A 20,689-nucleotide genomic window follows, 5' to 3' on the forward strand; every position below is an offset into this window, starting at 1 on the left:
TTTTTCTTTCTTTCCCCACTATTTATCGGGTGAGCCTAACAACCTTCTACTTATAGTGTGTATTGAAAATAAAAAGCCTAAGAATATAATAAATTCTTAGGCTTTTTATTCTTTTAGTATACTGCTAATTTAGTCGGGGCGACAGGATTCGAACCTGCGACCACCTGGTCCCAAACCAGGCGCGCTACCGGACTGCGCTACACCCCGTAACCAAATCTTTAAATTTGCGATGCAAAGGTACTACTTTTTTTTAAAACATGCAAATTTTACAGCATTTATTTAATTATATTTTGCTCAACAAAGATTTTTTTCAGTGCTTGAACACCTTTCTCTACTTGTTCCACAGTATGGGTTGCCATTAATGCAAATCTGACAAGTGTATCTTGTGGTGCGCATGCAGGAGGGATAACAGGGTTTATAAATACGCCTGCATCAAAAGCCAATTTAGTAACGAGGAAGGTCTTATCTACATCTCTAACATAAAGAGGTATAATAGGACTTTCTGTGTCTCCTATTTCAAAACCTTCTTCACGGAAGCGTTTTAATGCATATTTTGTAACTGTCCAAAGGTTTTCAATACGCTCAGGTTCTTTGCGTATGATGTGCAGGGCTTCCATTGCAGCAGCTGTAGCAGCAGGAGTATTGGATGCGCTGAATATATAAGTTCTGCATGTGTGGCGCAAATAGTTTATGGTATCTTTATCACCGGCAATAAAACCTCCTATGCTGGCGAGGCTTTTAGAGAAAGTACCCATGATAAGATCAACGTCATCAATTACGCCAAAATGGTCGCATACGCCTCTTCCTTCTTTTCCAAAAACTCCTAGTCCATGTGCTTCGTCTACCATTAGAGAAGCATTATATTTTTTCTTTAAACGAACAATTTCAGGTAAATTTGCAAGATCACCTTCCATTGAGAAGACGCCATCAACGACAATAAGCTTTATTGACTCGGGTTTACATTTTTGGAGTTGTTTTTCCAAGTCTTCCATATCGTTGTGCTTATATTTTAAGCAAGTTGCGAATGAAAGACGTCGTCCGTCAACAATACTTGCATGATCGCGGTCATCGCAAATGATATAATCTTCACGTCCACAAACAACGGAGAGTACACCGGCATTTACAGAGAATCCTGTCGAAAAGCATAATGCTTCGTCTTTATGCTCAAATTCAGCAAGTTCCTTTTCGAGTTGTACATGTATGTCAAGTGTTCCATTCAAGAAACGGCTTCCTGCACAACCACTTCCATATTTGTCTAATGCATCTTTTGCGGCGGCCTCAACACGCGGGTCACCAGTTAATCCAGTATAAGCATTAGAACCGAACATAAGCACTTCATGTCCGGCCATTTGAACCTCAGTGCCTTGTTTGCCTGTTATTTCACGGAAGTAAGGGTAAACACCAGCTTCCATGAACCTTTGTGGTTCACGGTAATTTTTGTATCTTTCTTGTAATAGTCCCATATTATAAATAGGTGTAGATTTTCTACATTGTTTTGATTAGGCTGCAAAGATACAAAAAAATGTGTAAATCATAAGAAAAAAAATAGAAAAGTGTTTTTTTTGCAAAAATATTATAAGTAATAAAAATGGTTTGTACTAAAATATTATTATTTTTGCAAGACGATGGCAGGAAAGAAAAAGATAATATTTGTTGTGAACCCGATATCTGGAACGACAAGAAAATCGGGTATCTGTAAACTTATTGAGAATAATCTCGATAAGGAATATTATGATTTCTCAATAGTTGAAACCCAATACAGCGGGCATGCTTCTGAGATATCCAGAGATGCCAAAGATAGAGGGGTTGATGTTGTTGTTGCTGTTGGAGGTGATGGGACTATAAATGAAGTGGCACGTTCAATTGTTAATTCGGATACGGCATTAGGTATTATTCCATGTGGTTCTGGAAATGGATTGGCTAGGCATTTAATGATACCGATGGATATGCATAAGGCTCTTGAGGTAATTAATAAGCATACGGTGCATGACTTGGATTATGGTATTATTAACGGAATACCATTTTTCTGTACATGTGGTATGGGGTTTGATGCTTTTATTAGTATGAAGTTTGCCGAGTCTGGAAAGCGCGGTCCTGTTTCATATCTGGAGAATATTTTGCGGGAAGGATTAAAGTATAAACCGGAAACTTACGAGATAGAAGATGAAAACGGGAAAACTAAATATAGGGCTTTTCTTGTTTCATGTGCCAATGCGTCTCAATATGGAAATAATGCATATATAGCACCACAGGCATCCATGAGTGACGGATTGCTTGATGTTATAATAATGGAACCTTTTGATATGATTGATGCACCGCAGATTAGTATAGATATGTTTAATAAAACTTTAGATCGGAATGCAAGGATAAAAACATTCCGTACTAGGCATATCTTGGTTCATCGTCAAAAGGAAGGATATATACACTATGATGGCGATCCTGTTATGGCAGGGGCTGATGTGGATATATCCGTTGTCAATAAGGGTATAAAGGTTATAATTAATCCTTTGGCTGATAAGGCAAAAAGGCAGCCAAACATGGTGCAAAATGCCTTTAGTGATTTTTTTAACGATATAAGTAATATGCGTACAGACATTGGCCGTCAAGGACGCCATATTCATATTTTGAATAAAATATTACTTAAACGCTTAAATAATCTGTGACTTTTTATAAGTTTGGACGCTTGCTATTTTATGTTTAGGCGTATGATCCTTATTCCTGTCATTGTCTTTTGCTTTTGCAGGTAATTGTATAAAGTCATAGGTTCTTCAACAACTTTGTGGTGCAGGCTAGATGCGTTAAGCATGTGCAGCCCGTCTTTATGCCATATGGCAAATCCGATGTGTTGAATATCCAGTCCTTTTAGACTTGTTGTGGTAGCAATGATGTCACCATCTTGAATTGTTCTTCTGACAGTGTTAGTGTTCTTAACCTCCGTCTTGGGAATATATTTGTATGTTTTCTGATTAATGTTCTGTTCTGTTTTTCTTATTGTAGGGATATACTTAGGATTTTCCTTCAGCATCTTATATTTAGAGGGATTTTCTGACATGTAAAATACATTTATTCTTTGGGTATTGGTGAAAGGCGGGGTAGGGCTTTGTATTTCCTTACAAATTCCTTTCTTTGTATTGTTCTCTATCCAATCCGTGAAATAGTGAAGTCTTTGTGTGTAATGAGGTCGTGAGTCGTCCCTGTATCTTATTTTTTTAAGATTGTCACAGAAACTTTTAAATGTGTATTTCTTTTCACTTATGCACATTGAAAGGGCTACGACATTTTCAACATAGGTGGTGCAGTCTAGTTGCCTCAAATTTATAACTAATTTTTCTTTCTTGTTTATCTCTAGGGTGTGTGCTACATAGGGAATACTTTTAAGTTTCCGTGCAAAATATATTATATAATTAGTGCTTTCCGGTTGTTTTTTCGCATCGTTTAACAATTTAATAACGCGAATGCTGTCTGATGGTTTGTAGTCAACCTCATAAGCATAGGTTGTTACGTATGACAAAACAGCAATGAATAATAAAAATAATTTCTTCATATTATTTCCTTCCTATGTTTATTCCAAAGTAAAAGTTTAATGAACCGAATACATTATTAGTGGAGAATTGGCTTTTTCTATAATTATATGAGTGAAGAATTGTACTTGCTCCGGCATAAAATTTTGTATTGTTCCATACTATTCCGAATCTTCCAACTCCATCAATATTTACATCTCCAAATTTAAAGTCTCTAAGTGAGAATTCCGATTTATAGTGCAGGTCGCCAGTAGACCTTTTGTATGCTAATGCAACTGACAGTGATGCTGCAAAAAGCCAATTACGTGCAAAAACCCAATTGTATGCGTATCCGCCTGAAATAGAATATGATGTGTAACGTACTTTGTTAAACATTAATCCGGAATCAAGCTTTACATTCTGGTATTTGTCGCTAATGTTGTTTTCCACGACATTTTTAAGCTTCTCATAATCTAAATCAAGCTTGTGAGTGGTATATCCTATGCCAAGCAACGGAGAGCCGCAGCTGCGTTTCTGACATGTACTTTGGCTGAAAGCCGCCGGATATGAAAATTTTTTGTGGTTAAATATGTAGTATAAGTCAAAACCTTTAATTCCAACAGTAAGTCCAGAAAATGGAATTCCTTTTAATGTATGGCTGTTAAGGCCGTTTCCTAGGTATGCTTCGCGTATCTTATAGTCGTTGCCCGTTTGTCTATAATACAGGTCGATTCCAAACATAGAGCTGTAAAGGCTTAGTTCGAACTCTTTCTTATTGTTGTCGTTGCTGATATGGCCTATGTCAAACGTATACCCAAGAAATATCCATCTCCATCCAACATAAGGTCCGATTCTGATTGTTGGTTCAGGAGCAAATGTGATGTACTGACCTGATTTGCTTTCAAGTCTATATATCTCATATGTATTGGTGTTTTGCAGCATTATTGTATAATTATAATGTTGCGGTTCTATATAGTTTGTGTCTATTTCATTGAAGTCTTTAAATACCTTTGTGAATACCTTTCCTATTCGTCTGAATATTGTGTTTTTCTTTTCGGTTTTTATCGTGTCGTTGGTTGAATAAGCCAATGACACGGCAGAAACCAAAAAGAAACTCAAAATCAGACGTTTCATATTCATAAATTTAGAATTTTCCTAATATGCGGTCCATGACCCAATTGACAGGAGTGGCTGATACACTTGTGCATGAGCACGCTCCGAATCCTTGCAGGTCTTCAACAACTGCTTTAATTATTGGCAGCTGAACGTATGGGGGATTTTCTACTGTTATATATTTTTCGTCATCGTTTGTGACAAGATGGATTGGGTCGTAGTTGTATACAGAAAAGCTAAGCTTTCCTTTACTTCCAACAATATCGATTCTGTCTTCTTTTGCAGATTGGTGGCCAACGAAGCACCATGAGCCACTTCCTGGAACACCGCTTTCAAACCTGAAGCATGCACTTATGCTGTCTTCTGTCTGATAAAGTCCGGCGCGGTTGGCGCATATGCCTTCAGCTTCTGTTATTACTCCAAACAGATCCTGCATCAAGTCAAGCTGGTGTGGAGCCAAGTCGTAGAAATAGCCACCTCCGGCTATGTCCGGTTGTAATCTCCATGGGAGTTTTTCTTTTGAAGAATAATCTAAATCACGCGGAGGGCAAGAAAAACGTATTTGCACGTTCATTATCTCACCAATAGTTTTGCTTGTTATGATTTCTTTGACGCGTTTGAAATATGGAAGATACCTTCTGTAGTAGGCGACGAAACATGGAATCCCGGTCTGCTCGCTGACTCTGTTGATTCTTACGCAGTCGTCATAATTAGCAGCCAGAGGCTTTTCTACGTATACAGGTTTTCCTGCTCTCATTGCCATTATTGCGTATGTGGCATGGCTTGAGGGGGGAGTGGCAATATAAATGGCGTTAACGTCGGGGTCGTCGATAAGCTCTTGTGCATCAGTATACCATTTGCTTATTTTATGTCGCTCTGCGTATGAGCGCGCCTTCTTCTCATTGCGGCTCATTACGGCAATCACTTTTGAGCCTTCTATTTCGTTAAAGGCCGGGCCTGATTTTTTTTCAGTAACCTCTCCGCAACCAATAAATCCCCATTTTAACAGTTTCATATTCTTGATGTTAACGATTTTTATTGTGGAAGTATTCTTTTCTTAGTAAACGTTTGGAGCCGCATGCTTTTTATTTATCTTAAAAAGATAATACATTAAGGAGCTTGTTTGACAAACTCTATTTGTTATGCAACTTATCTTCTGCAAAGTTAGCAATTTTTATTGATAATACCATTTCATAATATCCGGAATATTATTACCTTTGCATTAATTAATTAAAAATGAAATGAACAATCTTAAGCAAGAGTTTTTAAATAAGAGTCGTAGTTATACGGCTTGTATCTCTGCATCTCATAGGATGCTGTTTGACAATATACGTGCTATATTCAGACATACATGGTTATACACTTTGCTTTTGGCCATGTCAATAGCTTTGTTATCTATTTTTTATACAAGGGCTTTAACGGATGGTGGCTATACACATTCTTCATACCCCCTCTTAATGGTCTCTGTTGTCTTGGTCGTTTGTTTTCATGTGGGATATGTCTCGCGTATATTTATGCTTCTTGGCCATCAGTCGATGCAGTGGAATTTAGTTAGATGTATCAGACTCCTTGGTGTGTACTTGTGTATAATGGCTATAGTTTCTGTGGTACAATGGGGACTTGTTTATCTGGTTATAGGAACTGGTCCGTTTGTCCCTCTTGACAAAATGCCTGTAATTGCATGCGTTATCATTGGAGTTTCATTGTTCTTTTCATGTGTCTTGCTTCCGTATGTTTACGTATTTGTTAAATATTTGATGGAGCCTGATAGTAAATTGAGCAAGATCTTATTAAAGGCATACAAGGTGGGATGGCGTTATTGGGGATTTATATTTATCACACTTTTATTGGCTGCTTTATGTGCTGCCGTTTGCATGTTCTTTGTTTCTATCCCAATGCTTATAATTTCTATGGCTAATACATTGTCGGCAATTGGCGTAGGATATATGGGCGATCCTTCTGGCTTGCCTTCTTATTTTAGTGTATTGCAATATGTTGTTGTGGCTCTGTCGTCATTTATATGCCTTTATGTTTATGTTTTTGTGATTTTCGTATGTTATTTTATGTATGGAAGCATAGAAACTCGTGAGAAAGAGCGAAAAGAATTCTTGAAGATAAAATAATGAGCTTACAAATTTAAGTTTTTGCGTCAGTACATTTTGTAACTATTATAGCTTATATAGTGTCTGTTTGTCAGATTCTGCGTTCCGCGGAAATCTGGCAAATAAGCATAACATTCTAGTTGATTTGTTGTACTTATGGTACTTTTTCGTTGTGTGTTGAGTGTATTATATCGTAAAATGTAGATAAAAGCAGTTGTTTGTGTAGCAAAATACATTGATTTGTAATGTAAAACACATTGTTTTTCATTGCAAAACATGATGTTTTATGGCGTAAAATGTGTCATTTTATTTGGTATTTTATATGTTGAAGGTGCTTGATTTTTAAATGTTAATCTGTAACTTGCTGAATTATAACGTATTACGTGTTGTGCATGATTTTGTGGCTTTTTCGATTGTATTTTTATTATTTGTGTTTATTTCTTTATTTTGTGGCATTCTTGAAAAGCATGATGATACTTTTCTCTTGGTTTTTGTGATATTTTGATAACGTAATCCGGAATGCTCTGTATGTGATATAAATAAGGTTTTGTCTTTTATCGTAAATGACATATAGAATGGTAATGTTTAATTTGTATTATTTTATCGACTGACAGATAATGAATGCTTTGTTAATTAAAAGGTGTTGGCTTATATTGTTATTAAGGCTTATTAGAATTAGAACCTATATAAAACAAAAATTGATTGTCTCACGACAACCAATCTTTTATTAACCTTAATAATCTAATACCATGAAAAACACGATGCAAAGGTATTCTAATTATTTCTTTTCTCCAAATATAATCTCTAAAAGAAATAATTTTCTAACATTTTTTAAAATTTTGACCATCCCATTTAAAAGAAATTTTCTTTATTATCGCATTTATTTCGTTATTGTTGTCTTTTTGAATAAATGGAATACTCAAGTTAAATGTTATACAGTTTGATTTTTCGTCCCATTGTGCAGCAAGCATAACAGGTTCTATGCAATTATATAGATTTTTAAATTTGTCTTCCGGCATTGAGTCTGGCTTTTGTGTGAACATACTTAAAATGGTATCTTCATCATTATCGACGGGAAGTCCAAATGTTGAGTTTATTGCTTGCCATTCTGTTGAATAGAATTTTACTGTGCTTTCTTTGAGCGGACTTTTAATTGTCCTGATTACGCATAGTATTTGCGTAGAGTCGTTTCCACGCAGAAGCTTGAGCTGCATTTCTGTAGTCTTATTCATGTTAATTTTTGCATAATCAAAGCTAATGGTGTCAATTGAAGTTGCCCCGTTAAAAGTGTTCTTTACTTTTACAGAATCTTTAGAACCAGTAAATTTTAATAATTCTTCTTTCTGATCGTTTGTGATATAAGGTAAAATTTCATCAGGAATGTTACCTATAACTTCTTTAATTGATATTTGGCCCATAATGTTGGTTGTGCAACAAAGCAGGGAAATGAGTAATGCAAATATTTTCATTTTATTCTTATTGATTGAAAGGGTGAATATACTATTGTCTTTTGCAAATTGTGGCCGGCATTTTTTTGCCACTATCTTGTATGTTTTTATTGGTTTATTTAAGCTTGATATCATGCAATAGATATCTAGAGGAAGCCAATGATATCTTTATCGGTTGTACAAATAGGTGATGTCGTAATTTATTTAATCTGTTTTGTTCTATAGCTTCTTTTTCTATTGTATTCATGTGTCTGTATTAAATGAGATAATTTTGTTTTTAGTCTGCAATATTACACTTTTATTTTGATATTCGCAATAAAAACTCAGAAAAATACTTTTACTGTAATTTTTATAGCGTTTTTCCTTTCAAATACAATGCTTTAGTGGCACTTTGAGTGTTATACTAAAATTATTAGGATATAATGGTTGATAATTCGGAGTTTTTTAATACTTTTGCAAGTCGAAAGGGTGCATCATTAAAACATTGTAATACAAGAGATGATACCTACTGCAATATAATTGCTTCACTGTTGTGCAAAAACAGAATTGGATGAAGATCCAATAATAAAGCAGAATGTTGTCAGAACAATTTATAAGGACACTTCGTTGAATTTTGTCTTTAAAAGGCGTGATTTGGGAAATGTCTTTGTTAGAGCTGTAAAAGCATATTGAACGGGATGTCCTGACATGTCTTGGAGGCTGTTGTCGATGTTATAAACCGTAAGGATGATCGTTTGATACATGAAGATTCTGATATGCTGTGTTATCTGCTTATGTCGTTTGCGTACAAGGGCTTGAGGATAAAGGTGTTGTAGAGAAGCTACAGGATGTAATGGTCCTGAATGGCATAAACATTAAAATATTAAAAATATAGATTATGTATATTGATTATAAAAATGTAAATATATATCAAGATGATGTATGTGTGCTTGGCAATGTGAATTTTCATGTTGATGAAGGTGAGTTTATTTATATCATCGGAAATGTAGGTACAGGAAAAAGCAGCTTGCTTAAAACTTTGTATTGTGAGCTTGATATTGATGAAGGAGATAATGCAACAATCCTTGGACGAGACCTATTTAAAATTAAACGTAAAGAAGTACCGGCTTTGCGAAAGGAATTAGGAATAATATTTCAGGATTTTCAATTGTTGCATGACAGAAATGTTTATAAGAATCTATGCTTTGTATTGAAATCAACGGGCTGGAAAAATAAAAAGGAAATAGATGAGCGCATTGATGAAGTGCTGGATGCTGTTGGCATGTCAGAAAAGAAAACAAAAATGCCTTATGAACTTTCTGGAGGAGAGCAACAACGAATAGCTATTGCTCGCGCAATATTAAATAAACCGAAAATAATTATTGCAGATGAACCGACCGGTAATCTTGATCCTGAAACAGCGGATAATATTGTAAATTTGCTGAAGCAGATAAGTCAGACCGGGACGGCTGTAGTAATGTCAACACACAACATCCTGATGCTTGATAAGTATCCTGGTATCGTTTACCAGTGTAAGGAAGGTAAAATTAACGACATAACTAATATATATAACAAAAGTCTTTTTGATGAAGAAGACTAATATAAAATAAAAATATAAAAAGATACGATTATGATAGTAATGAAGTTTGGTGGCACATCAGTTGGCTCGCCTGAGCGCATGAAGCATGTTGCCTCATTGATTACAAATAGTGGAAAACCAGTTTTTGTCGTTTTGTCTGCAATGTCAGGTACGACAAATTCTTTGATTGAAATATCTGATTATTTATATAAGAAGAATCCGGAGGGCGCAAATGATGTTATAAATCGTTTGGAAAAAGCATATATGAAACATGTAGAAGAACTTTATTCTACAGAGAAATGGAAGAATGAAACAAAAATATTCCTCCAAAATGAATTTAATTATTTACGTTCTTTTACAAAAGATCTTTTCACTAGTTTTGAAGAAAAAAGCATTGTTGCTCAAGGTGAGATAATGAGTACAAATATGGTAACCAATTACTTAAAAGAGTGTGGCTACAATGCTGTTTTGCTTTCTGCACTGGATTTCATGCGTACTGATAAAAATTCAGAACCAGATTCTTCATACATTAAAGATAAATTACAGAATTTGTTGGAGCAGAATCCTGGTCAACAGGTTTATATTACACAGGGATTTATCTGTCGCAATGCTTACGGAGAAATAGATAATCTGCTTCGTGGAGGCAGTGATTATACTGCATCATTGGCAGGAGCTGCTATAAATGCAGATGAGATACAAATATGGACAGATATAGACGGTATGCATAATAACGACCCGCGTGTGGTTGATAAAACTGAAGCTGTTCGCCAGTTACATTTTGAGGAAGCTGCGGAACTTGCATATTTCGGTGCAAAAATATTACATCCGACATGTGTGCAGCCGGCAAAGTATGCAGGTATTCCTGTGCGTTTGTTGAATACAATGGACCCTGCTGCACCGGGAACGATTATAAATAATGAAACTGTAACAGGTAAAATTAAGGCTATTGCTGCTAAAGATAATATTGTGGCAATTAAGATAAAGAGCAGCCGCATGCTACTTGCTACAGGATTCCTTCGTAAGGTCTTTGAGATTTTTGAGAGTTATCAGACGGCAATAGATATGATAACAACAAGTGAGGTCGGTGTTTCTATGAGCATTGATAACGATGCACATCTTAATGATATTGTTGCAGAATTAAAGAAATATGGAACTGTAACAGTTGACCGCGATATGTGTATAATATGTGTTGTCGGTGATTTGGATTGGAGTAATGTCGGCTTTGAGACATTAGCTACAGATGCGATGAAGAATATTCCTGTAAGAATGATTTCTTATGGAGGTAGTAATTACAATATATCTTTCTTGGTAAAAGAATCTGATAAGAAACGAGCTTTACAAAGTTTGAGTGATACATTGTTTAATAAAAGTGAAAATTGAAAATGAAGGGTGTTTTTCCAATTGAAAAATTTAAAAAGACGGATACGCCATTTTATTACTATGATACAGATTTGTTGCGTGAAACTTTAAATACGATAAATAAAGAGGCTGGCAAGTATGAAAATTTTTGTGTGCATTATGCAATAAAAGCAAATGCTAACCCAAAGGTTTTAAATATAATATGTCAGGCCGGATTGGGAGCTGACTGTGTTAGTGGAGGTGAAATATTAGCGTCACTTAATGCAGGCTTTCCTTCAAATAAAATTGTATTTGCAGGAGTAGGGAAGAATGACAAAGAAATAAAACTCGGTTTAGAAAAAAATATTTTTTGCTTTAATGTAGAGAGTATACCTGAACTGGAAGTGATTAATTGGCTTGCAGAAAACTGCGGTAAGGTCGCTTCTGTAGCATTGCGTATCAACCCTGACGTTGGAGCACATACACATGCTAACATAACGACAGGACTTGCTGAAAATAAGTTTGGCATTGCGATGTCGGATATGGAGAATGTTATTGCAAGAATCTCACATATGAAGAACGTGAGATTCATGGGATTGCATTTTCATATAGGTTCACAAATCCTTGATATGGGCGATTTTGTGGCATTATGTAATCGTATTAACGAGATTCAAGTTAAATTGGCGGCTCATCATATTAATGTTGAGATGATAAATGTTGGTGGCGGACTTGGTATTGATTACCAACATCCAAACCGTGTTTCAATACCGGATTTTAAATCATATTTTGAAACGTATGCAAAACATCTTAAACTCCGTAAGGGGCAGAGTCTTCATTTTGAACTTGGGCGTTCTGTTGTTGGTCAATGTGGATCTTTAATAACGAAGGTGTTATATGTAAAAGAGGGTACAGCTAAGAAGTTTGTAATTGTTGATGCCGGGATGACAGACCTTATACGACCAGCTTTATATCATGCATATCATAAGATTGAAAACATTAGTAATGATGGATGTATAAATACTTATGATGTTGTAGGCCCAATATGTGAGTCTAGTGATGTTTTTGCTAAATCAATAGATTTGGACGAATGCCATCGTAATGATATAATTGCTATACGTTCCGCTGGTGCTTATGGTGAAATTATGGCATCTCAATATAATTGTCGTTCTTTGCCAATTGGCTATATTAAGGAAGATATATTGTAATTAAAAAATAGAATTGAATAATGCTAATTTTAGACAATATAACAATCGTTATTTGTATAATTTTGGTGATTTCTGCACTCTGTTCTTCTTTATTTGATACGTTTTTTAAAAAAATGGTCGATAAAGAAGAAACAGATTCTGCAGAGAATTTAAAGCCTGTATCAGTTGTCATTATTTCGGATAATAATTCTGTAGAGTTGGATAATAATCTGAAATATTTTCTTTCTCAGGATTATTCTGCCGGATATGAAATAATTGTTGTTGTAAGTCGTGATGAAGATGGAACGGCAGATGTTTTGAAAACGTACAATAAGTATAAAAACTTATATACTACATTTGTACCAGAAACATCTCGGTATATGAGTCGACGAAAACTTGCAATAACATTAGGTGTGAAGGCAGCTAAAAATGATTTGATTTTATTAACTGATGCCGTGTGTAAACCTGTTTCTAATCATTGGATTGAAGGCATGAGTACCAAATGTAGGGATGGAATAAATCTTGTTATTGGATATAGTAATTATTCTGATGACACAGGTCAATTTAAAACGTTCTATCGCCTTCATAAGGAATATACCTATATGTATGAAGCGTTTAAAGGTTTTGCTTACAGTACTTATGGTAATAATCTGTTGTTTAAGAAGGCCGATTTTATGTCAGGTCGCGGATTTCAAGGTAACTTGAAATATGTTAGAGGTGAATATGATTTTTTAGTTAATAAATATTCTAAATTCGGGAGCGCAGCTATTGCAATATCTAAAGATGTAATGTTAGTAGAAGATAAGCCCTCAAAAAAAGCTTGGAATAATAAAAACACGTTTTATTTCGAAACGCGTAAACACCTTCAACGTAGTTTTAGACATAGACAAATATTTAATATGGATGTGCTGGGGCTTTATCTTTGTTTCATATTAGTGATTTTTTCTGTAATATATTCAGTTCTTTCTGTCAGGTTTGTAATATTGCCTTTTTCTTTTATGGCATTGGTGGTTCCTTTTATTTCTAGAATAATATGTGCGAAACGTGTGCTTAATAGATTTAATGCAAATGTTAGTTTATGGAAAGTTATTCCATTTGAATTGGCTCTGCCTTTCAGTAATTTCAGATTTGCAATAAAATACATATTATCAGATAAATATGAATATATAAGTCATAAATCATAATGAATTATGAAAGTCTTGCATTTTATACCAAATTTTGCTGATATAAATGAGTCTGTAGGACTTCAGTATAAAATAGCTCTAATTAAGGCTATGGCAGAAAGTGCAGAAGTACATTTATTGTGTGCTGACTATCCTGGTATAGATATGGGAAGTGTGCATGTCCATAAATTCTCTCTCTTGAAGAATTTGTTTGGTAGATGGCATTCTTCCTTCAAGAAGTTTTTGGCAGATATACGTCCGGATGTGGTACATATTCATGCATGTTGGAATATATATGCATACTATCTTCAGAGATGTTGTGAAAAGTATAGAATTCCTACAATCATAACATTTGACAGACAATTGGAGGCCTGGCATTCGTCGGGCCATTATTGTTTATGTAATTTTTTAAAATCTGTTATTTATCAACGATATATAGTGTCGCATGCAAAAGTCTTGCATGCTGTTTGCGATAATGAGATATGTAGCATATCTGATTATGTTGGATATCCAACGCTTTTATGTAAAATCTTAGGGATAAGATCAGAACATGCAAATACGCTCCATATTGATGAATCAAATGGGGATATTGGTAATGTGGAATATGATGTATATGTTTCAAAACAAAATAAGAATATTAGGAATATTGTATTAATTGATATATTCAATGAAATTTATGAAAAATCAATTAGTCCATTGTCTGATAGGCTAATTGGGATGTATCAAATAGTTGTTGACAGTAATCCATTTTGGCTTATGAGTTCTGAAGATTGTTGTGCAGAAGATATTTTGTTGCATGCAGGTGCGACAGAAAATATTGCAGGCTTACAATTGTCAGATAATCAACGTAGGATTCTTTCAACGCTTGATGATAACGCATGGCGTAGAATTCTTTTACATTCATATAACCAAGGAATATTAGAATTTGTTTTTTCTGGAATTGAAAAATATAACTTATCCCAACCTTTTTCACAAGAACAAATTGGTGGGATATTTTGTCTCTTGGAAAATAAGTCTCAGCGTATTACTAATATAAGAAATACTTCAAAAATTAAGACTGATTCAAGTCTTTCAGATCTTGAACGTGATATCATGATTAAGATAATGACAATCTTATATGGTATAAAGCATCGTATAGAGATTAAAAGAAAAGATATGTTAGATTTATATCTTAGCTTAAAATATAATAATTTTGATGAAATTCAGTTATATAATAAAGTTCATGAGACCGGTATTTTAAAAGATACAGCACGCTTGTTTCAAATAATGAAAGAGCGTTATGGGTTAAGTGAAGGCTTTATGTTTATAGAACCGATTAATGATAGTAAAACGGAGAAATTGAGAAAAATGTTTTTTAAATCTAATATACAATGAAGACAAGGAATTATGACATTGAAAAGGACTTAAAGTATTTGCAATTGTTGTCTCATACTTTTCCGACAATAGCTGATGCCAGTACAGAGATTATAAATTTGCAGGCGATATTGAACTTGCCTAAGGGTACTGAACATTTTCTTGCAGATTTACATGGTGAGTATAAATCTTTTCAGCATGTGTTAAAGAATGCTTCAGGTAATATTAAACGTAAGGTTAATGAAATCTTTGGCAATGATTTGCGTGAATCGGAAATCAGGGAATTGTGTACTTTGATATACTACCCCAAAGAGAAACTTGAACTTGTTAAAGCCAGTGAGCCGGATTTGGAGGATTGGTATCATATAACAATACATCAGCTTGTAAAGGTTTGTAGGGATGTTTCTAGTAAATATACACGCTCTAAGGTTAGAAAGTCTTTACCGAAGGATTTCTCTTATATTATTCAGGAACTTCTTCATGAACGTACAGATGATATAGATAAAGCAGCTTATGTTAATGTCATAATCGAAACAATAATATCAACTGGACGTGCGGATGATTTTATTATTGCTATTTCTCATGTGATACAGCGTTTGGCAATTGATCTATTGCATGTGTTAGGTGATGTCTATGACCGTGGACCTGGTGCGCATATTATAATGGATGTACTAACGAATTATCACAATTGGGATATTCAATGGGGAAACCATGACATACTTTGGATGGGGGCTTGTGCCGGTAATGATGCTTGTATATGTAATGTAATACGTTTGTCTTTGCGTTATGCAAATCTTGTTACGCTGGAAGAAGGGTATGGTATAAATCTTATTCCATTGGCAACATTTGCGATGGAGCATTATGGCGATGATCCTTGTGAGGAGTTTATGCCTAAAATTAATGGAGGCAGTACAGATATTGACGATAAGACAAAACGGTTGACTGCATTGATGCATAAAGCTATCACTATCATTCAATTTAAGGTGGAAGCTTCTATGATAAAACGTCATCCTGAATGGGATATGCAAGATAGACTTTTATTGGAATGTATTGATTATGATAATGCGACATGCAATATCTCTGGAAAGTCTTATGAAATGAAAAGCTGCTGTTTCCCGACTGTAAATCCTAATGCACCATATGAATTGACACCAGATGAAATTATACTTATGAGTAAACTTCATCACTCGTTTACTGTTAACGAGAAGCTTCATAAGCATATAAGGCTATTGTTGAGTCATGGTTCATTATATACTATAATTAATGATAATCTTTTATTTCATGCTTCCGTTCCTTTAAACGATGATGGTAGTCTTAAAGAAGTGGAACTTTGCAAAGGTCATAAGTACAAAGGACGTGAACTGATGAATCGGACGGAACATATTATTAGAAATGCATTCCAAAATGATTCAGATCCTCGTGAGAAGGAATTTTCTGTAGATTATTTCCTTTACTTGTGGTGTGGGCGAAATTCAGTTTTGTTTGATAAGTCTAAGATGGCAACTTTTGAACGTTACTTTCTTAAGGACAAATCTACATATAAAGAGGAAAAAGGAAATTATTTTAAATTAAGAAACAATGAGGAAGAGTGTGATGCCATTCTTGATGCTTTTGGAGTGAGCGGTCAGAATAGGCATATTATTAATGGACATGTCCCTGTTCATGTCGTAAATGGAGAGAATCCGATAAAGGCTAATGGTAAGCTAATGGTTATTGATGGCGGATTTTCGCAGGCGTATCATGAAGAAACGGGTATTGCCGGATATACATTGGTTTATCATAGTAGAGGCTTCCAGTTAGTTCAGCATGAACCATTTACGAGTACAGAAGATGCAATACTTAGAGGGTCCGATATTAAAAGTACGACACAGATTGTTGAAATGTCATCACATAGAATGCTTGTGGCAGATACAGATATAGGACGTGATTTGAAAAAGCAAATTGCAGAGTTGGAAAAACTGCTTTATGCTTATAGGCATGGTTTTATTAAAGAATTACGCTAACAATTGAGAATCATTGAGGTAGTCCAAGATTTTGTGGTGAAAGCAAAATCTTGGACTATTTCAATATTAAACAATGTGTGTGTAACAATCTTCAAATATGCGATCAAGATTTCCTATCTCTTTTTCAAATATACCGAATAAAGCACTTCCACTTCCCGTCATTGAAGCGTAAATAGCGCCTAAATCATATAGCCTGTTTTTAATTCTACCTATTTCTGGATGTATAGTGCAGATGCTATTTTCAAAATCGTTTATCAGTTCTTCTTTCCATGTTTCTATCGGCTGTGCTACGATTTCTTTGCAGCATTTTATTGGCTGTTTAACTATGATGTTTGAAAAAGCCTCTTTCGTACTTATCATTACGGGAGGTTTTACAATCGCAATTTTATATTTGCTCAAATTGATGTCTATAGGTGTCAATATCTCTCCGATGCCCGTTGCGTATGACGGCTGTGGATTTATGAAAAAAGGGCAGTCTGCACCTAATTTAGATGCAAAAGATTGCATGTCTTTTATTGACATTTTCAGGTTAAACATCTCGTTCAACATTTTTATTGTATATGCACAATCTGACGAACCTCCACCCATGCCGGCTTGCGTAGGAATATTTTTGGTAAGGGTTACATTGACATTTGGAATTTGTGGATAGTATTTTTTAAGAATATTATAAGCTTTAACAATTAAGTTTTGTTGTAAATCGCCTTCTATATTAATACCTTTTATACTTAAAGAACATTGGTATTTTGTGATTTCTTTATCAGGTACAGGTTCAATGCATATCTCGTCATTTAGATTTATTGGATAAAACACTGTTTCTAGATTATGATATCCGTCAGGCCTTTTGCTGACAATATTAAGGCCTAAATTTATTTTTGCACATGGTCGTTGAATCATAGTCATTTTTATTTTTGTTTGTAAAGGTAACTATTTAAATTGAATTTAATAGTCTTAAACCGAAGATTTATTTGTAATTTTGCGCAAATTATTATGTAAATATTATGCCTGAAAATAAGAAAACCCGTAAAGTAAATAATAATAGCATCCATATGCAGCCTCAGGCTGTTGATATAGAAAAGATGGTCCTTGGAGCCTTGATGGTTGATAAGGATGCCTTTTCTGTTGTTAGTGAGATTTTGCATCCCGAAACTTTTTACGAACCGCGTAGTCAGAAAATATACAAGGCTATTCAAACTCTAAGTTTGAATGAAGATCCTGTGGATATTATGACTGTTGTTGAAGAATTGAAGCGTGAGGGAACTCTAGATGACATTGGTGGAGCTGGCTATATATTGGAGTTAAGTGAACGTGTGGCATCATCTGCACATATTGAATATCATGCTAAGATTTTAGCACAAAAATATTTGGCTCGGCAATTAATTTCCTTTGCGAGTGTAATCGAGACAAAGGCTTTTGATGAAACTGTAGATGTAGATGAACTTATGCAGGAGGCTGAGGGTTCACTATTTGAACTGTCACAAAAAAACATGAGGCAGGATTATACCCAAATTGATCCTGTAGTAAAACAGGCTGTCGAAATCTTGCAAAAAGCTGCAGCAAACAAAGGTGGATTAACGGGTATTCCTACAGGGTATGCCAAATTAGATGATTATACATCCGGATGGCAAAGAAGCGATTTGGTTATTATTGCTGGTCGTCCGGCTATGGGTAAAACCTCATTTGCATTATCTTTGGCAAAAAATATTGCTGTTGATTACGATACGCCTATAGCATTCTTTTCATTGGAAATGAACAATGTTCAGCTGGTTAACCGTCTGATATCTAATGTATGTGAGATTGAAGGTAAGAAAATACTTAACGGACAGCTGGATGATGAAGAATGGAAACGACTTGATAAGAACGTAAGAAAACTTCAGGCTGCGCCGATTTATATTGACGACACTCCGGGTATGTCTATTTTTGAATTAAGAACAAAGGCAAGACGTCTAGTAAGAGAAAAAGGAGTGCAAGTAATAATGATAGACTATTTGCAGCTTATGAATGCCAACGGAGCACGTTTTGGAAGCAGACAGGAAGAGGTGTCAACCATCAGCCGCTCATTGAAGGGACTTGCAAAGGAGTTGGACATTCCTGTATTGGCTTTGTCTCAGTTGAACCGTACTGTTGAAGGACGTGAAGGTATAGACGGAAAGCGGCCTCAACTCAGTGACTTGCGTGAGTCTGGTGCGATTGAGCAGGATGCCGATATGGTGCTGTTTGTTCACCGACCGGAATATTACAGAATTTTTACTGATGAAAAAGGAAACGATCTTCACGGAAAGGCTCAGATTATTATAGCTAAACACCGTAAAGGTGGTACAGGTGATGTGTTGTTGAATTTCCGTGGAGAGTTTACGCGTTTTGAGAATCCAACAGATTCTGATAAGTCGCCAATCGGTGGAGGAGAGATTATTGGTTCGAAGATTAATGGAGATGATCTGGGCCCGTCGCCGTATATTGGTGATATTCCAGATAACGGTCCATTACCATTTTAGATGTTATAATGTATGAAATTATAATTAGAATATAATAATGGCGCATCTGTAAGCAGAATGTTTAAAGTGGAATAATGGGAATATTGTAATTTATATGATCGAATAGGTGTTTTTATGAAGTGATAAAGAATAAACCATTAAATAAATAATCATGAATCTTAAAATAGCTGTTCTTCCTGGTGATGGTATCGGACCGGAAATTATTAAGCAGGGTGTTGATGTCATAGATGCCATTGCTGAAAAATTCAGACATAAAATAGAGTATCAAGAGGCTATATGTGGAGCACATGCGATAGATTTGGTCGGTGACCCATTTCCTGATGATACGTTTAATATATGCAAGTGGGCTGATGCGGTGTTGTTTGCTGCTGTAGGTGACCCTCGTTTTGATAATGATCCTAGGGCTAAAGTTCGTCCTGAGCAGGGCCTGTTAGCTATGCGTAAAAAGTTGGGACTTTTTGCAAATGTTAGGCCCGTACAAACATTTGAGTGTCTGTTGCATAAATCTCCATTGAAAGATGAGATAATAAAAAATGCAGATTTTATATGTATAAGAGAGCTTACCGGTGGCATGTATTTTGGTGAAAAATATCAGGATGATGAAAAGGCGTATGATACAAATTATTATACACGTCCGGAAGTAGAACGTATTTTAAGGGTAGCATATCAGTATGCGATTAAGCGCAAACACCATGTTACTGTTGTTGACAAAGCAAATGTGCTGGCTTCAAGCAGGCTTTGGCGTCAAGTTGCTAAAGAAATTGAAAAAGAATACCCGGATGTTATAACTGATTATATGTTTGTGGACAATGCTTCTATGCGTATGATTGTCGAACCCACTTTCTTTGATGTAATCGTTACGGAAAATACTTTTGGAGATATCCTCACAGATGAAGGTAGCTGTATTTCTGGAAGTATGGGCTTGCTGCCATCAGCTTCTACAGGAGAAGGCACTCCGGTCTTCGAACCTGTACATGGATCATGGCCGCAGGCTGCAGGCAAAAACATCGCTAATCCTCTGGCTCAGATTTTATCAGTGGCTATGCTTTTTGAGTATTTTGGTCTGAAAGATGAGGGATTGCTTATACGTAAGGCCGTTGATGCTTCACTTGACGCCAATGTGCGTACTCCTGAAATCCAGGTAGAAGGAGGTGAATTTTATGGCACGAGAGAAGTAGGAGAGTGGATCGTTGACTATATAAATAAAGCGTAATAATGTTTGTGAAGTAAATAATGTCATGACGAATGATCGTCCGCATTATTTTGCCAATAAATATTCAAAAGTATATATTGGTGCTTTAAATACATATAGTCATGATTGATGTACTTTGAATATGATTCTGAATATCAGTGTGTTATACACTTGCGCCATGTAAGGTTGTTAAGGCTATTGCAAAATAGGGCATATCAGGTAGTAAAAGGGCACATATTGCAA

The 20,689-nt window shown here is 35.3% G+C and carries 16 protein-coding genes and 1 tRNA gene; 10 read left to right on the forward strand and 7 right to left on the reverse strand.

Going from position 1 to position 20,689, the window contains the following annotated elements; all coding sequences use genetic code 11:
• Window positions 1-133: 133 nt before the first annotated feature.
• Together QVO66_RS04660 and spt are read right to left on the reverse strand one after the other, a co-directional pair.
• A tRNA-Pro gene (locus QVO66_RS04660) sits at window positions 134-207 on the reverse strand.
• Window positions 208-275: 68 nt separating this feature from the next.
• Window positions 276-1,463, reverse strand: coding sequence for a serine palmitoyltransferase (gene spt, locus QVO66_RS04665; RefSeq protein WP_053398316.1), 1,188 nt, complete (start codon window positions 1,461-1,463; stop codon window positions 276-278).
• 162 nt (window positions 1,464-1,625) lie between these two features.
• Between spt and QVO66_RS04670 the strand changes: the two genes are divergently transcribed.
• Complete coding sequence (locus QVO66_RS04670; RefSeq protein WP_021854255.1) at window positions 1,626-2,663, forward strand: diacylglycerol/lipid kinase family protein; 1,038 nt, start codon at window positions 1,626-1,628, stop codon at window positions 2,661-2,663.
• A gap of 23 nt (window positions 2,664-2,686) precedes the next feature.
• On the opposite strand, the gene QVO66_RS04675 is transcribed toward QVO66_RS04670, so the two are convergent.
• Genes QVO66_RS04675 through QVO66_RS04685 form a run of 3 tightly spaced genes read right to left on the reverse strand, consistent with a single transcriptional unit; the run spans window position 2,687 to window position 5,628 of the window.
• Window positions 2,687-3,544: an N-acetylmuramoyl-L-alanine amidase-like domain-containing protein gene (locus QVO66_RS04675; protein ID WP_021854256.1), complete on the reverse strand. Its 858-nt coding sequence runs from the start codon at window positions 3,542-3,544 to the stop codon at window positions 2,687-2,689.
• A gap of 1 nt (window position 3,545) precedes the next feature.
• Window positions 3,546-4,634, reverse strand: a complete 1,089-nt coding sequence (locus QVO66_RS04680; protein WP_288172600.1) for a DUF4421 domain-containing protein — start codon at window positions 4,632-4,634, stop codon at window positions 3,546-3,548.
• A 10-nt stretch (window positions 4,635-4,644) separates the two neighbouring features.
• On the reverse strand, window positions 4,645-5,628 hold the full coding sequence (locus tag QVO66_RS04685) for a Gfo/Idh/MocA family protein (protein WP_021854258.1): 984 nt from the start codon (window positions 5,626-5,628) through the stop codon (window positions 4,645-4,647).
• Window positions 5,629-5,854: 226 nt separating this feature from the next.
• Here QVO66_RS04685 and QVO66_RS04690 point away from each other — a divergent pair, with 226 nt between their 5' ends.
• Window positions 5,855-6,736: a hypothetical protein gene (locus QVO66_RS04690; protein WP_021854259.1), complete on the forward strand. Its 882-nt coding sequence runs from the start codon at window positions 5,855-5,857 to the stop codon at window positions 6,734-6,736.
• Between the two features lie 800 nt (window positions 6,737-7,536).
• On the opposite strand, the gene QVO66_RS04695 is transcribed toward QVO66_RS04690, so the two are convergent.
• Window positions 7,537-8,298: a DUF3256 family protein gene (locus tag QVO66_RS04695; RefSeq protein ID WP_288172601.1), complete on the reverse strand. Its 762-nt coding sequence runs from the start codon at window positions 8,296-8,298 to the stop codon at window positions 7,537-7,539.
• Window positions 8,299-9,040: 742 nt separating this feature from the next.
• On the opposite strand from QVO66_RS04695, the gene QVO66_RS04700 reads away from it, so the two are divergent.
• From QVO66_RS04700 to QVO66_RS04725, 6 genes are all read left to right on the forward strand, one after another.
• Window positions 9,041-9,742, forward strand: coding sequence for a cell division ATP-binding protein FtsE (locus tag QVO66_RS04700; RefSeq protein WP_021854263.1), 702 nt, complete (start codon window positions 9,041-9,043; stop codon window positions 9,740-9,742).
• A 30-nt stretch (window positions 9,743-9,772) separates the two neighbouring features.
• Window positions 9,773-11,101, forward strand: coding sequence for an aspartate kinase (locus tag QVO66_RS04705; protein WP_021854264.1), 1,329 nt, complete (start codon window positions 9,773-9,775; stop codon window positions 11,099-11,101).
• Between the two features lie 2 nt (window positions 11,102-11,103).
• Window positions 11,104-12,264 carry a diaminopimelate decarboxylase gene (lysA, locus tag QVO66_RS04710; RefSeq protein WP_021854265.1) on the forward strand — a complete coding sequence of 387 codons (1,161 nt, stop codon included), beginning with the start codon at window positions 11,104-11,106 and terminating at the stop codon, window positions 12,262-12,264.
• A 113-nt stretch (window positions 12,265-12,377) separates the two neighbouring features.
• Window positions 12,378-13,427: a glycosyltransferase gene (locus QVO66_RS04715; RefSeq protein WP_288172602.1), complete on the forward strand. Its 1,050-nt coding sequence runs from the start codon at window positions 12,378-12,380 to the stop codon at window positions 13,425-13,427.
• Between the two features lie 6 nt (window positions 13,428-13,433).
• Window positions 13,434-14,780, forward strand: a complete 1,347-nt coding sequence (locus QVO66_RS04720; RefSeq protein WP_021854267.1) for a glycosyltransferase family 4 protein — start codon at window positions 13,434-13,436, stop codon at window positions 14,778-14,780.
• Window positions 14,777-16,762 carry a fructose-bisphosphatase class III gene (locus QVO66_RS04725; protein WP_021854268.1) on the forward strand — a complete coding sequence of 662 codons (1,986 nt, stop codon included), beginning with the start codon at window positions 14,777-14,779 and terminating at the stop codon, window positions 16,760-16,762. The genes QVO66_RS04720 and QVO66_RS04725 overlap by 4 nt, the downstream gene beginning before the upstream one ends.
• Window positions 16,763-16,828: 66 nt before the next feature.
• Here QVO66_RS04725 and ispE read toward each other — a convergent pair whose 3' ends face one another.
• The gene (gene ispE, locus QVO66_RS04730) at window positions 16,829-17,656 is read right to left on the reverse strand and encodes a 4-(cytidine 5'-diphospho)-2-C-methyl-D-erythritol kinase (protein ID WP_021854269.1); all 828 of its coding nucleotides are present in this window, start codon (window positions 17,654-17,656) and stop codon (window positions 16,829-16,831) included.
• Window positions 17,657-17,760: 104 nt separating this feature from the next.
• Between ispE and dnaB the strand changes: the two genes are divergently transcribed.
• Entirely contained in the window at window positions 17,761-19,254 is a 1,494-nt protein-coding gene (gene dnaB / locus QVO66_RS04735; protein WP_125104149.1) for a replicative DNA helicase, read from the forward strand.
• 151 nt (window positions 19,255-19,405) lie between these two features.
• Entirely contained in the window at window positions 19,406-20,467 is a 1,062-nt protein-coding gene (gene leuB / locus QVO66_RS04740; protein ID WP_021854271.1) for a 3-isopropylmalate dehydrogenase, read from the forward strand.
• The last annotated feature ends 222 nt before the right edge of the window (window positions 20,468-20,689 follow it).

This window comes from Prevotella sp. CAG:255 (assembly GCF_000431195.1).
GTDB classification, from domain to species: Bacteria; Bacteroidota; Bacteroidia; order Bacteroidales; family Bacteroidaceae; genus Prevotella; species Prevotella rara.

Excerpts from the sequence above, each read along its gene's own strand:
- leuB (WP_021854271.1), top strand. The coding sequence starts at position 19,406 with ATGAATCTTAAAATAGCTGTTCTTCCTGGTGATGGTATCGGACCGGAA.
- QVO66_RS04680 (WP_288172600.1), bottom strand. The coding sequence starts at position 4,634 with ATGAAACGTCTGATTTTGAGTTTCTTTTTGGTTTCTGCCGTGTCATTG.
- QVO66_RS04720 (WP_021854267.1), top strand. The coding sequence starts at position 13,434 with ATGAAAGTCTTGCATTTTATACCAAATTTTGCTGATATAAATGAGTCT.
- QVO66_RS04695 (WP_288172601.1), bottom strand. The coding sequence starts at position 8,298 with ATGATATCAAGCTTAAATAAACCAATAAAAACATACAAGATAGTGGCA.
- QVO66_RS04670 (WP_021854255.1), top strand. The coding sequence starts at position 1,626 with ATGGCAGGAAAGAAAAAGATAATATTTGTTGTGAACCCGATATCTGGA.
- ispE (WP_021854269.1), bottom strand. The coding sequence starts at position 17,656 with ATGATTCAACGACCATGTGCAAAAATAAATTTAGGCCTTAATATTGTC.
- spt (WP_053398316.1), bottom strand. The coding sequence starts at position 1,463 with ATGGGACTATTACAAGAAAGATACAAAAATTACCGTGAACCACAAAGG.
- QVO66_RS04690 (WP_021854259.1), top strand. The coding sequence starts at position 5,855 with ATGAACAATCTTAAGCAAGAGTTTTTAAATAAGAGTCGTAGTTATACG.
- QVO66_RS04705 (WP_021854264.1), top strand. The coding sequence starts at position 9,773 with ATGATAGTAATGAAGTTTGGTGGCACATCAGTTGGCTCGCCTGAGCGC.
- QVO66_RS04725 (WP_021854268.1), top strand. The coding sequence starts at position 14,777 with ATGAAGACAAGGAATTATGACATTGAAAAGGACTTAAAGTATTTGCAA.
- QVO66_RS04715 (WP_288172602.1), top strand. The coding sequence starts at position 12,378 with ATGGTCGATAAAGAAGAAACAGATTCTGCAGAGAATTTAAAGCCTGTA.
- QVO66_RS04675 (WP_021854256.1), bottom strand. The coding sequence starts at position 3,544 with ATGAAGAAATTATTTTTATTATTCATTGCTGTTTTGTCATACGTAACA.
- lysA (WP_021854265.1), top strand. The coding sequence starts at position 11,104 with ATGAAGGGTGTTTTTCCAATTGAAAAATTTAAAAAGACGGATACGCCA.
- dnaB (WP_125104149.1), top strand. The coding sequence starts at position 17,761 with ATGCCTGAAAATAAGAAAACCCGTAAAGTAAATAATAATAGCATCCAT.
- QVO66_RS04685 (WP_021854258.1), bottom strand. The coding sequence starts at position 5,628 with ATGAAACTGTTAAAATGGGGATTTATTGGTTGCGGAGAGGTTACTGAA.
- QVO66_RS04700 (WP_021854263.1), top strand. The coding sequence starts at position 9,041 with ATGTATATTGATTATAAAAATGTAAATATATATCAAGATGATGTATGT.